The organism is Microbulbifer mixtoriginis (SeqCode) (assembly GCF_052467515.1).
Map to the genome: position 1 here is coordinate 1677718 of NZ_CP174314.1, position 14650 is coordinate 1692367.

General features: G+C 53.1%; 13 protein-coding genes. 6 read left to right on the top strand and 7 right to left on the bottom strand.

Annotated elements, in window-relative coordinates; genetic code table 11:
• Positions 1-17: 17 nt before the first annotated feature.
• The gene (locus tag ACJJIT_RS07105) at positions 18-953 is read right to left on the bottom strand and encodes a hypothetical protein (RefSeq protein WP_444900449.1); all 936 of its coding nucleotides are present in this window, start codon (positions 951-953) and stop codon (positions 18-20) included.
• A 290-nt stretch (positions 954-1243) separates the two neighbouring features.
• Between ACJJIT_RS07105 and ACJJIT_RS07110 the strand changes: the two genes are divergently transcribed.
• Positions 1244-1870 (top strand): tRNA-(ms[2]io[6]A)-hydroxylase, encoded by a 627-nt coding sequence (locus ACJJIT_RS07110; RefSeq protein ID WP_252082118.1) that lies wholly within the window; start codon positions 1244-1246, stop codon positions 1868-1870.
• A gap of 243 nt (positions 1871-2113) precedes the next feature.
• Here the strand turns inward: ACJJIT_RS07110 and ACJJIT_RS07115 are convergent, their stop codons facing one another.
• Entirely contained in the window at positions 2114-2374 is a 261-nt protein-coding gene (locus ACJJIT_RS07115) for a DUF3081 family protein (RefSeq protein WP_444900450.1), read from the bottom strand.
• A gap of 67 nt (positions 2375-2441) precedes the next feature.
• Here ACJJIT_RS07115 and ACJJIT_RS07120 point away from each other — a divergent pair, with 67 nt between their 5' ends.
• The 3 genes from ACJJIT_RS07120 to ACJJIT_RS07130 all read left to right on the top strand — a co-directional run bounded on the left by ACJJIT_RS07120 (position 2442) and on the right by ACJJIT_RS07130 (position 4639).
• The gene (locus ACJJIT_RS07120) at positions 2442-2903 is read left to right on the top strand and encodes a DUF3429 domain-containing protein (protein ID WP_444900451.1); all 462 of its coding nucleotides are present in this window, start codon (positions 2442-2444) and stop codon (positions 2901-2903) included.
• A gap of 73 nt (positions 2904-2976) precedes the next feature.
• Positions 2977-3603, top strand: a complete 627-nt coding sequence (locus ACJJIT_RS07125; protein ID WP_444900452.1) for a malonic semialdehyde reductase — start codon at positions 2977-2979, stop codon at positions 3601-3603.
• Between the two features lie 58 nt (positions 3604-3661).
• Positions 3662-4639, top strand: coding sequence for a hypothetical protein (locus ACJJIT_RS07130; protein ID WP_444900453.1), 978 nt, complete (start codon positions 3662-3664; stop codon positions 4637-4639).
• Positions 4640-4685: 46 nt separating this feature from the next.
• On the opposite strand, the gene ACJJIT_RS07135 is transcribed toward ACJJIT_RS07130, so the two are convergent.
• Positions 4686-5141 carry a DUF2269 family protein gene (locus tag ACJJIT_RS07135; RefSeq protein ID WP_444886531.1) on the bottom strand — a complete coding sequence of 152 codons (456 nt, stop codon included), beginning with the start codon at positions 5139-5141 and terminating at the stop codon, positions 4686-4688.
• A gap of 79 nt (positions 5142-5220) precedes the next feature.
• Between ACJJIT_RS07135 and ACJJIT_RS07140 the strand changes: the two genes are divergently transcribed.
• Positions 5221-5688, top strand: coding sequence for a YpsA SLOG family protein (locus tag ACJJIT_RS07140; RefSeq protein ID WP_444900454.1), 468 nt, complete (start codon positions 5221-5223; stop codon positions 5686-5688).
• Here ACJJIT_RS07140 and adiC read toward each other — a convergent pair.
• Genes adiC through ACJJIT_RS07160 form a run of 4 tightly spaced genes read right to left on the bottom strand, consistent with a single transcriptional unit; the run spans position 5678 to position 12963 of the window.
• Positions 5678-7174 (bottom strand): arginine/agmatine antiporter, encoded by a 1497-nt coding sequence (adiC, locus tag ACJJIT_RS07145; protein ID WP_444900903.1) that lies wholly within the window; start codon positions 7172-7174, stop codon positions 5678-5680. The two genes, ACJJIT_RS07140 and adiC, sit on opposite strands and share 11 nt — an antisense overlap.
• Positions 7171-9477, bottom strand: a complete 2307-nt coding sequence (locus ACJJIT_RS07150) for an Orn/Lys/Arg decarboxylase N-terminal domain-containing protein (RefSeq protein ID WP_444900455.1) — start codon at positions 9475-9477, stop codon at positions 7171-7173. Before ACJJIT_RS07150 ends, adiC begins: the two co-directional genes overlap by 4 nt.
• A 48-nt stretch (positions 9478-9525) precedes the next feature.
• Complete coding sequence (locus ACJJIT_RS07155; RefSeq protein WP_444900456.1) at positions 9526-11238, bottom strand: thiamine pyrophosphate-dependent enzyme; 1713 nt, start codon at positions 11236-11238, stop codon at positions 9526-9528.
• Between the two features lie 27 nt (positions 11239-11265).
• Positions 11266-12963 (bottom strand): FMN-binding glutamate synthase family protein, encoded by a 1698-nt coding sequence (locus ACJJIT_RS07160; RefSeq protein WP_444900457.1) that lies wholly within the window; start codon positions 12961-12963, stop codon positions 11266-11268.
• 362 nt (positions 12964-13325) lie between these two features.
• Here ACJJIT_RS07160 and ACJJIT_RS07165 point away from each other — a divergent pair, with 362 nt between their 5' ends.
• Positions 13326-14609, top strand: coding sequence for a condensation domain-containing protein (locus ACJJIT_RS07165; protein ID WP_444900458.1), 1284 nt, complete (start codon positions 13326-13328; stop codon positions 14607-14609).
• Positions 14610-14650: the final 41 nt, after the last annotated feature.

Consider the following 14650-nt stretch of genomic DNA (forward strand, 5'->3'; position numbering starts at 1 on the left):
GTTCCGGTTGACCGGCACTAGCGTTGCTGTCGCAAGAAGACACGCAGGGCAGGTAGGAATGGCTCTGTGGAAATAGCCAGGTCCCTTCTTTGTCGGCGCCGGCTGACACTGGGTTGATGATCGACCCGAGTAAATTCAGGCAATCGCCCGGCTTCATTCGCAGCCACTAGTATCGGCATGGAGGAGTAACCCACTTGTCGATACTGGTCTTCCCCTCCAGCTTCCTGTGCGAAGAAAATTTCGGCGACCTGTAGATTGGGGCGGCTCTGCACCTGTACCTGGCGCAGGTCCTCCTGCTGGCTTTTGTGCAGGCCGGCAAGCAGTTGCCGTTGGTATTGGATGCCGGGATCTGCACCGGTTGGGTCCATCTGGACCAGCTTTTTTTCACACCACTGCACTGTGACTTTGCGAATGGACTTTCGCGCCTTTATCCAGGAGAGGGTAATGGCATCCGGATGCTGTTCGCAGAGTAAAACCAGGCGGTAACACTGACGCAGGTGCGCGCGGGGGTAGCCCGCTTGCGCCAGTACCTCGCGCACGTTGCGGTCTCGCTCTGCCATGGGCCGCTCTGCTAAGGCTGATCGGTACTCGGCGATAGCGCTGGCAAAAGCCTCTTTGTCGCTGTTGAGTTGTTTTGCCAGTGCCAGAGTCTTGTCTGGAACTGCCAATAGACCCGGGATTTGCAGGGTTGCACGGGCATCGCCTCCGGTTCCTAGAGGTTCGGCATAATCCAGCTGGTTATACAGGGCGCCAGCAAGAGAAAAGGGCCGCTCAAAGCTTTCCTGCAAGGACTGGGCAGCTTCCAGGGCAAAGGGCGGCTGCAGCAGATAGTGTTGCCAGGGCTTACCGGCAGTTTGAAGTTGTTCAAGAGAGTCGCGTAATTCTGCTGCGCTGCTGTGGATCTGCTCCAGTAAGGGGGGGATGCTGAGTGCCAATTGCCGATGGTCTTTCATCGCCGAGTTCCACTATCCAAAAGATCAATATTTTAATGCACTTAATAAACCGTTAACAAATTTCTATTTGGATTGTTTAAAACTGGGGGGTGCCTGGCGTGTGAAGTTGGTTAGAGGTTGGCTAGAGGTTGTCTGAAGGGGGGGGCGTCACAGAGAAAAGTATAGATAGCTGTTTACAGTAAAAGCTGCCCTGGAGAGCAACGCTTGATTTCTGTTGGGGCCTGCCTTTCTGCTGTTGTGCCGCTATAATCCCGCGCCAAATGATTGATACCAGATGAAATACTGATCCCATGAGTGCCCAAGTTCCCGATTTGTCCGCGATTCACGAATTCCTGCTGTGCGCCACCCCGGATGCCTGGATTGAGGCAGCACTGGCTGAGCCGGAAATGATGCTGGTGGACCACGCCAACTGTGAAAAGAAGGCGGCCGGTACAGCGCTCAACCTGATGTTTCGCTATCTGGGGGATTTTGAGCTGCTACACAAGATGTCGCGCTTGGCTCGTGAGGAGTTGCGCCACTTCGAGCAAGTACTGGCCATTATGGAAAAGCGCGGCATTGCCTATCCCCACGTGAGCGCCTCCCGCTACGCGGCTGGGTTACGCGCCGAGGTGCGCAGCGCAGAGCCAGGGCGCCTTGTGGATACTCTGATTTGTGGAGCCATTATTGAGGCACGCTCCTGTGAACGCTTTGCCCGTATAGCGCCACACTTGGATGAAGAGCTGCAAAAATTTTACCTGTCTCTGCTGAAATCTGAAGCTCGCCATTTCCGCGACTATCTACATCTCGCGCAAAAAGCCGCAGATGAAGATATTGAGCCGCGGGTGCAGGCGTTGTTAGCGCTGGAGAAAGAGCTCGTGCTGAGTGGCGATGGTGAGTTTCGTTTCCATAGCGGTGTGCCGGGAAAGTCGCAGGGCTAGGGTCCGTTAAAAATCATTGAACTGTCACTGATGGAGATTACTTTCTTGCCTGACTAGACAGGAGGGCTATGAAGTTGTGCTACATCAGTTGCAGGCAGTACATTGGACACCAAAATGCTGTGTGCCTATTTAGGTGCTACTTAGGTGCTACCGCGGTTTAGGTGCTACCGCGGTTTAGGTGCTACCGCGGTTTAGGCGCTACCACGGTGCTAGTCCACTGGGGAGCAACGGCGCTTAAGGTATTCATTTCTGATCAAGACTAGCCAGTAGGCGTATAAAATCCTGCAGCTCTCTGTCGCTCGAATAATCGATAGAAAACTTATTGTGAAAAAAGACGGTGAGCTTCACTTTTGCTGAGTTGATAAATACGGTGTAGCCATCAAAGTCGGTGTTCACTGTCAGCCCCTTGTAGTGCCAGCCGTCTGTTTCCTTGTGTCCCTCCCGGGTGACACGATCAAATACCCGCAAGGCCTGTTTGACATCAATTTTGCTCTCCTCTTCCATACTGGCTTCCCCGTGCCACTAAACTTGTTGTTTCTGTTCTCCCTTACTGTATGGAAGATTAGACAGCATGGATAGTAGCGGCTATCAGCAGCCGGTGGTGGATACCCGTTTATTTGATGCGCTGGCTTACCTGGGGCTCTGTCCTTTTGTTGTCGGTCTATTGTTGCAGCTAACAGAAGTCTCCCTCCTGGGTATTGATGCCAGCCTATTCTTTACCGCTTACAGCGCAGTGATTCTCAGCTTTTTGTGTGGTATCTGGTGGGGGGGCGCGCTGAACCGGCCCGGCCATCCTCACCGGTTGGCGTTGATCGTGCTCAGTAATGTGGTTGCGCTTGCCGGGTGGGTGGGATTAATGCTTTATCAAAGTGCTTGGGGGTTGACCATTCTCGCAATAGGTTTTGCCTTTGTGGCCTGGATGGAGGCCCGCTTAAATCCCAATCTGCCTGGTCGGGAGCAGTATTTTCGTACTCGCAGTATCGTGACCTATCTGGTGATTGCTTGCCATATCGGCATGATACTGCTGCGTTAACACTTGGAGTAACCGTTTCTCCGTCGTTCTGAAAGCTAGACTTTCACCATAAAGCGACACGAGAGTGCCAGGTATGAAATCGATTGCCCCTCCAGCATTGGATCAATTATTTTTTGAAGCTAGAACACACAGTTACTGGCAAGATAAACCGGTGCCGCAAGAGTTGCTGAAAAAGTTGCACAATCTTGTCAGGATGGCGCCCACCAGCGCTAATTGTTGCCCGATGCGGGTTGTTTTTATTGTGAGCAAGGAGGGAAAAGCCCGGCTTAAACCGGCTTTGAATGCGGGCAATATTGAGAAAACCATGTCGGCACCGGTGACAGCAATCATCGCATTTGATATGCGCTTTTACGAATATCTTCCCAAGTTGTTTCCCCACACACCGGCGCGTGAGTGGTTTGCCGATAATCCAGAGTTGGCAGAAACCACGGCATTTCGCAATGGTTCAATACAGGGTGGCTACTTTATTCTGGCGGCTAGGGCTCTGGGCCTGGACTGCGGCCCTATGTCTGGGTTTGATAATGCCCTAGTAGATCATGAATTTTTCAGTGATCAGTCCTCAACCCCAGCCTTTGTACAGGAACACTGTCCTGGCCATATTAAATCCAACTTTCTCTGTAATCTGGGATACGGTGTGGAAGCCAAATTACATCCGCGCAACCCGCGCTTTGAATTCGATGAGATATGCCAGGTTGTTTGAGGGCACTGAGTGAATGCCACCAGGATTTTAAGAGGAAGGTTAAAAGTGAGTTGGATGAATGGCTCATAGGCAATTGCAAAATCTATTTCGCCCGAACAATTATTTTTTACCCAGAGATGAAGAGGTTTTGTATGAGTTGTTTGGCAGGGATGTCAGCCGGCCGGTAGTTGAGCGTTTTCTTGCGTTTCAGGATGCTGAATATTTACGCTGTGTCTCATCTAAAAATAAAGGAATTTACCAGGCTGACCAGATGCTCCTGGATTGCTATGCCAGAAAAATTAATGAAGAAGCGGTTTTGGATGAGAAACTGCTGTTTAGCAGAGAAGAACTTGAGCCAATTATTTCGGCGTATCGAAATGAAGCGCGATACATGAACCTGGGGGAAGAGAGGGCGTCTTTACCCCATGATGTAATTTCTACTGAAGAATTTATTCTGCACTTACAGGCCACCATTGTTAAAGCCTTGGAAAAAAAGAAAGAGGCCGATGACTTTGTCGTGGTAATTCCTACCACCAGTTATAAAGGGGAGCTTATTCCCAAGGCAATCTGCAGCAAGGCAAAACTGGATGATGAAACTTTCAAAAAGCAGTGTCAGTTGGGATTGGTGAGAAATCAACACCTGCAATATGTGCTCAGTAAATCTTATCTTTGGACCCTAGCCCATGCCTGGCCCTTTATCACAGGTAGTGAGGTGGGCAGGGGGCGCTTTCGCGGGGTTGTATTCCGGCAGTTTGATCTTGGGTGGGACCTGATCTGCCCTGATCTCGATAGTGATACCAATGTTTTTGTCATTACCGATGCAAGTTGTTCCGGTGGCGAGGCTGAGCAAATTCGCAGTCGCTTGCTGAGGTGTGATAGACGCGAGAAATCTGCAATTATTATTCCACTATGTAAAAAGAAAGCCTTAGAGCGGTTGAGTAAAACCCCTGACGGTTTTGCCGATATTATCGCAGGGGTTGTGCTGGAAGACTTTAAGCGGCAGTGGAAAGATATGGGGGAGAGAGCGAGCTATAAAATACTGCGGGGAGGGAGTTAAGACTGAAAACGTGTATTTGGCCATCATCAAATTTTCGTGATGCTGTTTAAAAGGAGGGCTTGGAAACCATCAGGTAAACGATAGCAATCGTTAAGGGAAAGGCCAGAGCACCTAGCAGGCACCAGGTGCGCATGATCCAGCGGATTTGACTGTGGCTATTTTCTTGGTTTGCATGTGCGCGCAATTGATATTGCAGGTAGACAACCGGGAGCCACAATAGGAAAACCGCTAGGGTTAGCCCGGCAGCCAATTGCAGCCAGGTTTGTTCTATCCATGCCGGGTTAATCACCAGCATCCCCATGGCACTTCCCAGTAAACCGAGAACTGCACTGCCGGTAAATATCCAGTCTGCTCGCACCGTTTCCTTACTTACCCACTGAATCACCTGGGAATCACCGGACAGCCAGCCGCGCAAAGTATACCAGGCAATCCCGGTGCCGGTTCCGAGTACGATAATGGCGCAGAGAATATGTAGTGTCTTGAGTGCGAGGTAGTAATTCATAAAGCGGCAGACCAAAATAAACCGGCAATAAGGTAGAGTTTTAGCGCAGAACTTTCAATCCTATAGGTTTGATTTGGCTATGAGTTTCAAACCAGAAAAAATTATCAGCGGTGGGCAGACCGGTGCGGATACTGGTGGCTTGATCGCCGGGCAACGATTGGGTATTGCCACCGGTGGTACTGCTCCGCAGGGGTATTGGACCGAAGTTGGAGAGCGCGCCGATTTTCTCAAAAGCTTTGGGCTGATTGAACTGGCATCTGGGAATTTAGCAGAGCGCACTCGGGAGAATATCCGTAATTCTGATGCAACTTTGATTTTTACCGACAATCCCGGCAGTGATGGTACCTCTTATACCATTAAGTTTTGCCGAGAGCTGGGTAAACCCTTTCTGGTGATTGATCCATGGGATGACTGTTGCAAACAAATCCACGATTTTATCGGTAAAAATAAACCTTATATTTTAAATGTGGCTGGGAATAGGGAATCAAATTCTCAGGGAATTACCTGGCGCACGGCCGAGACCATACAGCGCGTATTTAGTGGTTAAGTGGTTGAGGCTGTTGGTTCGAAACTTGTGGTTGTGGGGCGCGCAGGCGAAGCTCTAGGTCTGCATGCTGGCCCACGGAAAACCAGAAAAAAACGCACAGTGCAGTGACTGTTGCGCCGAGGGTAAAGTATTGCACCCACTTTGGCTCCGGTCCGCCGGGTAGCCAGTGTTTCTCTTCGACGCTGCGGCGGCGATTTAATATCAGCGCATAGAAAATAACGGTGGCAATAACAAATATCAGCGACCAGCGCGTCTGTTGGCCATCGGAGCCCACCAGTGCCACCAGGCAATAGATTGCGGCAATTAGCAGTATTACAGTAAACAGTGTGTATTGTTGCTGCGGTATTTTGCCGTAAGCGAGTACCCGCAGTGCAATTGCCGAGTAGATATAGGGCAGTAATGTCATGATGACCGCCACCGAGGCGATCTTGCCAAATTGCTGGCTGGCGCTGGGAGAAATGGTGGCGAGTACCAGTAAGGACATCAGAATGGCTACCAAAGTCAGGCCGACAGAGGGCACCCCTTTAGGATTGGTTTTGGCAAAGGCTTTGGAGAAGAGACCGTCATCAGCTGCAGCCTTGGCAGATTGCCCCACCAAAAGAATCCAGCCGCCGAGAGAGCCGATACAACCTACTGCTGCACAGACTGCAACAATATTCGCGGCGGTATTGCCTAACGCCAAACGTGCGGCGTCGGCAAAAGGTGCCGAAGAGGCGATGAGTTCTTTGTTAGGCAGCATGCCCATAATGACCGAAGAACTCAGGACATAGGCTACCGATGCCAGCAATACCCCGCCAACAGTGGCGATCGGCACATTGCGGCTGGGGTTTCTCACCACTGCTGCGGATACAGATGCGGTTTCCACGCCGATAAATGCCCACAGGGTAAAGGTGAGCGTGGCCATAATGGCACTGGCATTGCTCTTGCCGGAGACATTCCAGCTGGCGTTGAATGTCTGGCTATCAAACCAGAACCAACCGAAGAGTGCTGTACCGAGAATGGGAATAAACACCAAACTGGTGGTGAGCGATTGGATACGACCAACCATACGCGGCCCGAGGATATTCGCGTAGGTGAGTAGCCAGATCATGGCCACCTGGGCCAGGGCAAAGGTCATAGGGTCCTGGAGCGGGGGGAAGAAATGGGTGATATAGCCCAGCCCGGCGGTGATCAGTGCGACATTGCCGATGACATTGGCCAGCCAATACACGAGGTTGGTCTGGTAGCCGATATAGTCGCCAAATGCCCTGCGTGCGTAGGCATAAGGGCCTCCGGCGGCCGGGTCCAGGGCGGCAAGGCGGGCAAAAACCAGTGCTAGTGATACGGCTCCCACGATGGTGATTAACCAGCCAATCAGAGAGATGCTGCCTATAACTGCCAAATTGGCCGGTAGCATAAATACGCCGGAACCCATCATATTGCCGGCCACCATCAGCGTGGCTGGCACCAGGCCGATTTTATTACTCTCCGCCGTCTGGGGGGTTATGGCGCGGTCCCCCGGTTCAGGGTGTAGACATGATAGTGCCCCTTGTGTACTTCGACTCCGTGGTTGTCATGGCCGAAGCCGGGAAACTCCCGGTCGAAGGACTCCAGCACGCGTAAGTATTCCAGGGCAGGACTGCCCTCGCTGCCAAAATTTTCCCCCGGCATCAATAGCGGAATACCCGGTGGGTAGGGAATAACCCCGGTTGCTGCGCTCCGCCCAGCCAACTGGCTCAAGGGAAGCAATTCCACTTCGCCGCGCACCAGGGCTTCATAGGCCTGCACAGGGCTGCAGTCGGCCTGTGGCAGAGCAGAAAAACCAGCGGACATTTTTGCTGTGCTGCGCAATTCCTTCATACGGGTAAACATTTTTTGCGCTAGGTCGCGTAGGCCTATATCGGCATAACCAGAGTGTTTGGCCAGCAGATTGGGCAGACACTGGCTGAGAGGCTGGTTGGCATCGTAGTCCCGTTTGAAGGCGAGTAGTGCGTTGATCAGCGTGCCCCATTTGCCCTTGGTTATGCCGATGGAAAACAGGAACAAGATGGTAAAATCAGTGGTCTTCTCGACAATAATGCCGAGGTTATCCAGGTACTTGCTGATAATGCCGGCAGGAATACCCCATTCCGCCAGCTGACTGTTGCGCTGCATGCCCGGGGTGGTGATGGAGACCTTAATGGGGTCGAGCATGCAATAGCCTTTCTCTAGCTCGCCGAAGCCGTGCCAGGAATCTCCGGGATTCAACAGCCAGCAGCTGGCTTCGCTGCACAGTAGCTCTGTAGGTGCGCTGTGAAAGGCGTATTTCTGGCCGCTTGAGGGCTCTGTTACCTGATCCGGCTGCCAGCCATCAAAAAACCACTCCCCCTTTTCCCCATACTCTCGTTTCAGTCGTGCCAACACTTGGCGAAAAGCCACCGCCTCAGCGATAGATTCGCCCGTGAGCGCAGTGCCGCCAGGGCCATCCATCATCGCCGCACTGACATCATTCGAGGCCATGATGGAGTAGAGGGGTGAAGTGGAGGCGTGCAACATAAAGGCCTCGTTAAAGCGGCCGTGTTCGATGGGGCTGCGCCCATCGCGGATATGAATCATGGAGGCCTGCGATAGGGCCGCCAGCAGTTTGTGTGTGGACTGGGTGGCAAATTTTGTCGGGCCTGTGTGAGGCTTGTCGTCCTCGCTGTCGTACATCGCGAAGCGATCCCGGTAGATCGGGTTGAAGCGCGCATAGGCGTACCAGGCCTCATCAAAATGCAGCCGGTCTACGGACTCACCCAGCAATTCCTCCACCCGGCGCACGTTATAGCAGAGGCCGTCATAGGTGGAGTTGGTGATCACCGCATGTACCGCCCGCTGGCTATCGGCGCTGCCCGCCAGGGGATTGTTAACAATGGCTTGTGAAATGGCTGCTTTCGTCAACTGATCCGGGGGAATCGGGCCAATCAAACCGTAGTGATTGCGCAAAGGTATCAGGTAAGTAGGAACAGCGCCGGACATGGTGATGGCATGTTCTACAGACTTGTGACAATTGCGGTCGCACAGGGCCAGCTGGCCGCGAGTTACAGAGGCCATCACAATCACGCGATTGGAGGTGGAGGAGCCGTTGGTGACATAGTAAGTGCGATCTGCGCCGAATACCTTGGCTGCGTAGCGTTCCCCTGCGGCGATGGGGCCTGTGTGATCGAGTAGGGAGCCCAGCTCTGTCACAGAGATGGACAAATCTGAACGCAGCATATTTTCGCCGAAAAAATCATAGAAGGCGCGCCCTGCAGGGGACTTTAAAAAAGCGGTGCCACCAGTGTGGCCGGGCGTGTGCCAGGAGTATTCATGCACATGGGAAAAATGGGTTAGGGCGGCAAACATGGGCGGCAGCACCGCCTGGCTGTAGCGCCTTATTGCACCCTGGATACGCCCGCCGATAAAAGTGGGGGTGTCCTCCAGAATCCAAATGAAGTCATTGGCCAGCTCCAGGGCGCGGCGCGGCATATTGCTGACGGTTTCGCGGTCGGCGAGCAGAAATACCGGCAGATGCAGATTACGTGCTCGCAACTGCTCCAGCACATTCAGCGCTGGGGGGTGACCGCTGCCGGGCAGTTCCCAGTTCAGTAGCAGACATTGTATTGCTGGGTTGGCGCGCAACATGGCACTGGCATCGTCACTGGAAACCGTGGTGATCAGGTCGATGCGGCGCTGCGCCAGCTCCTCCTGCAGGCGTGTGGCGGCGCGGCCAGGAGCGCTGTTGCTGGCGATCTCCCCACTGGCGAGCAGGGCCAACATATTGGTGGGCACTTGTTTTCCGAGCTGGTGCATGAACCTCCCGCCTGGGTTGCGTCTCGGGTCGAGTTGGCCGGCTCCCCGTCAGCGCAGAAAGTTGTCTTTCAGCAGGTCGACCACTTCATCTGCGCGTCCGTTGAGTATGGCCTTGAGGCCAAATAGCGCGGTGGAAGACACCTGCTGCGCTGTCACCTCCGGGGGCATCACCAGTTCCAGCCGGTTTACAGTGACGTCCAGTAAGGCAGGTCCTTTGACTGCCAGCCAGCGTTTCATCGCGTCTTCGAGATCACCCGCTTTCTCGACTTTTTCTCCAGGAATACCAATCACTTCCGCCATGCGGCTGAAGTCGGGGTTCTGCAGGTCGGTGTAGCTATCCAGCAGCCCCTCGATACGCTGTTCCATTTCCACAAAGCCGAGGGAATGATTGTTAAAGACCAATAGTTTGAGAGGGATTTTTTCCTGCACCAGGGTCAATAGATCGCCCATTAGCATGGTCATTCCGCCATCGCCACACATCGCAATTACCTGGCGGTTGGGGTCTGCCTTAGCCATACCCAGACCCTGGGGGTAGGCATTGGCCATGGTGCCGTGGGAGAGGCTGGTGAGGAAGGAGCGCTTGCCATTGGCGCGCAAGTGGCGCAGCAGCCAAACCATGGGAGAGCCACCATCGGCGGTAAATGCAGCTTCGGCGCTGGCAAGTTTGTCCAGGGCTTGGGCAACGTACTGTGGGTGAATCAGTTTGGGATCTGGCTCGTGGCCCCGCTCTTCCAACTGCTCCAGGTCTTTTTGATAGCGACCGAGCAGGTCCTGGAGAAATGCATTGTCACTGCGGTCTTTTAATCTCGGCAATAGGGCTTCAATGGTCGCGCCGACATCGCCGACCAGGCCCATATGAATGGGCGTGCGTCGCCCGAGATGGGAAGCCGCAATATCCACCTGAATAATGGTGGCTTTTTCCGGGTAAAACTGGGTGTAGGCGAAATCGTTACCCAGGCATAACAGCAGGTCACAGGTTTGAACTGCGCGATAACCGGCAGGGTTGCCGAGGATACCATTCATGCCCACGTTGCAAGGATTGTCGTATTCCAGATATTCCTTGGAGCGGGTGGTATGCACTATGGGTGCTGCCAGCTGCTGTCCCAGCTTAACTACTGCATCGTGCGCGAAGCGGCAGCCGATACCGCCATAGATAACAATTTTCCCTGCTTGGTTGAGCTTTTCTGCCAGCGCATCCAGCTCCTCATCAGTGGGGCGTGCTATCCACTGGGGGCGGTGAACAGCCCAGGGAATTGAGTCTTTGATCTTGGTCTTGAAGATATCGCCACTGACCTCAACCACGGCAACGCCTCTGTGGTTGAGGGCTGCCTGAGCAGCTTGGCTCACAATGCGGCGAGCCTGCTCAGGGTCGGAAAGGGTTTCACAGAATACTGCGCACTGCTCGTAGAGTTTGATCTGATCGACATCCTGCGGGAATCCCAACCCCTGCTCGGCTCGGTCAATGCGGGTGGCGATCAGCAATACCGGTGCGCCATTGCGGTGGCTCTCAAAGATGCCGTTGAGAAAATGCAAGCTGCCGGGGCCAGCGGTACCGGCACAGACACTGAGCTCTCCGCTCAAGTAAGACTCACCGCCCGCAGCCAGGGCACCCACCTCTTCGTGACGAACGTGAACCCACTCCAGCTTGGACTGGCGCACGGCGGAGGTGAAATGATTGATGGTATCGCCGACGATGCCATAGCAGCGCTTTGCTCCGGCTTTGACCAGGGCATCGACAATAATTTCCGAAACGGTCTCCATGGAAATCTCCAGAGTAAGGGGCAGGGCTTACAAGCGCCGCAGAGCGGAGTGATCATCGTGGTGAGCCAGGTTGACCGCGGGCCGGAATGAATCAGCCCTGGCAGCCTGCCACCAATGCCGGTAAGGCGTCTCCTCAGGGGCGTCTATCAAAGCGTTCTCATTGAGAAAGTGCCAGATGCGATCAATAGGATATGACTCAGTACCATTGATGCGGTGATAGAGATGGTAGGGCTGTAGGTCGCGCGGTTCGGTTAAACCGGCGGCGGCGACAATCTCTCCCAGGGCCTCCAGGGTCTTGGCCTGGAAAGCCGCCGCGCGCTTGCTCTGCACATCCACCACCAGGCCTCGCTGGCGCTTGGGGTCCTGGGTCGTGACACCGGTAGGACAGGTATCGGTGTGGCAGCGTCGCGACTGAATACAGCCGATGGAAAACATAAAAGGCCGCGCGGCATTGCACCAATCGGCGCCTATCGCCAGACAGGCTGCGAGTTCAGAAGCAGAGTAGATTTTACCGCTCGCCGCCAGGCGCACTTTATCGCGCAAGCCGGTAGCAACTAAGGCATTGCGGACTACGATCAGTCCCGACAGCAACGGCATACCCACATGGTTGGATAATTCCAATGGCGCGGCACCCGTCCCGCCTTCGGCGCCATCGACCACGATAAAGTCGAGATATTTCTCTGTTTCCAGCATGGCTTTCATAATGGCCAGTACTTCAAAGACTTGCCCCACGCACAGTTTGACGCCCACCGGTTTGCCACCTGAGAGGTTGCGCATCTGATCGGCAAATTCGAGCATTTCAATAGGGGTGGAAAACATCGAGTGGGCGCGTGGAGATACGCAGTCGACGCCCGGTTGGACTTTGCGGGTTGAGGCAATTTCCTGGGTAACTTTTGCTCCGGGTAATACACCGCCATGGCCAGGTTTAGCGCCCTGGCTCAGCTTAATTTCCGTCATCTTTACCTGATCATTGCAGGCTTCGCGAAAAAGGTCGGGATCGAAGCTGCCATCATCCTTACGGGCACCGAAATAGCCGCTTCCCAGCTCCCACACCAGGTCCCCGCCGTGTTTGCGGTGATAGGGGCTGATGCCACCTTCTCCGGTGTCGTGATAGAAGCCACCGATAGCTGCGCCCTGATTCAGTGCCTCAATCGCAGCGGCGGATAAGGCGCCGAAGCTCATGGCAGAAATATTTAATAGCGTTGCCGAATAGGGTTTTGCACAGCGGCCAGAACCTACTTCGATGCGGGACTTTATATCAGCCTCTTTGGCCGGGTTAATGGAGTGCGTGAGCCACATGTATTCATCACTGCGTACATCCAGCTCAGTACCAAAGGGGTGCATATCCGAGAAACCGTCGGCGCGGGCGTAGACCAGTCGGCGCGCCTCATAGCTAAATGGTCTGCCCTCCTCATCACCCTCCACTATGTAAGCGCGGAAGTAGGGGCGCAGATTCATAAATAACCAGCGTATGCGCCCGGCAACGGGGAAGTTACGTGTCAAACTCCAGTTGGGCTGAAGCATGTCATAAATGCCCAGTAGCACTAAGAACAGGCTGAGTAGCAATGCGATCACCCACCAGGCATCGACAGCAATGGTGAGTATTAAAAATATCGGTGTCAGAACCAGGGCGGTCACTGGAATGATGGCGCGCTTGATTCCATTCCGACTGGCATAGGCGCGCCAGGCTGTGGAGATGATCATAGTGTGTGGGTTCAATCTCATTACTGGGAGTTCCGATAATGAACCTAGATCATCACAGGGGGCTTTGCCGCTATCGGTCCACGATCTGCCGCAAAACTGACCACCCCCAGTATGAATCTTGCCAATCTACTGTCTGTAGGCGCGTAAATTCTGGCTTTAGGCACTGAGTGTATGCAGCTGTTTATTTCCATGCGGGGAGGCCTGCAATACTTAATAAGGGAACGGGCCTCTGAATAATTCATTAATTTCAATTGAGGCTTGAAGGTCGAGTGGTATGGGGTGGGCCATTGCGAATGGCTGAGTTCTTTGCCAGAGCATTCCAGTAGTTGCCTGACAAAATTCTGGCAGAAATAAGATTGATTGAGCGTTCACGGGAGAGAAGCATGTCGGGATGGAAGCATGCTGCGGATGTACCTTTATCGATTACCGAGAGGAGTATCTACAACTTACATTACCGAAAAGCCTTGGCAGATATGATCGCCCGTGCAATCAGTATCAAGGGCACCCTCCAGATCGACCTGTTCAAAGAGGCGGTTCAAAGAACTGTCAATATTTATCCTATTGCTCGTTGTCGCTATACCCGCGAACCCGTTCGGCGGATTTTTGCAGATGTCGAATTGGATATATTGGATGTCCGGGGCATGAGTGACTCTCATGTAAAGAGCTTCTTAACCCAATACAGTAATGCGCCATTAGCACTGGATACTGATCAGCTGCTGAGCTTAAGCCTTATTCGCACCGGAGAGAATGAATACATTTTCTTAACGAAATGTCATCACATTATTACCGATGGGATCAGTTTGACATTGCTTTGGGGATTGGTACTGAGCACTTATCTGGACCTTGAGAGCGGGGCTGGTTTCCGTCCTCAGCCGGAAATCATTGATTACGCCGATTACGTGGGTTTTGAAAATAACTACATCCGTAGCCAGCGGGGACAAAAAGCTCTACAACATTGGCAAAATAAGCTAGCCCGACAGAGAAGCGCGGTTGAGGTGGCCTCATCGGGGAAAACGGTCTCTCTGTATTGTGAAGACTTGGTTTGCACCCTGTATAAGAAAGAGTTCTCTCATATTAAAGAGCGGGCAAGGGCTGCCGGGGTCAGTCACTTTGTCTATCTGTGTGCAGGATTTCAGCAGGCTTTGTTAGAACTCCTACAAAAAGATTTTTGGATGAATACCAGCTTGTCACTGCGGGTAAAAAGAGAACATCGGAAGGTTTTGGGGCCAATGTTTCGCCAGGTAAATCTGGCAGTGGTAGCTGAGGAAACCTGGTTGAAAAAACTACGGCGGATGTGCAAAGAAATACACTATGCCGTGCGAACGGTTTACGTGGCTGACTCGATTGGTCCCCATGGCATTATTGGCAATAACCTGCCTGCTCCCTGCACCTATTTGATTAACTTTCTACAAACAGAGGTACAGCAGGAGGGACTACAAGCGATTTATAACGATGCTTCCTCGAACTGGATCAATTTAAATGAGAGAGTAAAAATGCGCTCAATGAGTTTGCCCACCCGAATTACACCCTATGGAATCTATCTTTCTCTGGCGGCCTACGGTGGGCACCTTCATAGTAACTTTGTCTATAACGCCAACTGTTTCAGCCGCGACACCGTGCAAAAACTCAGCGATCGGTGGCGTTTTATCTTGGAGAATGGCTGTTAGGCCGAGTTTGCTTGAATTACTGCGCCAAAAAAATCAGCAAA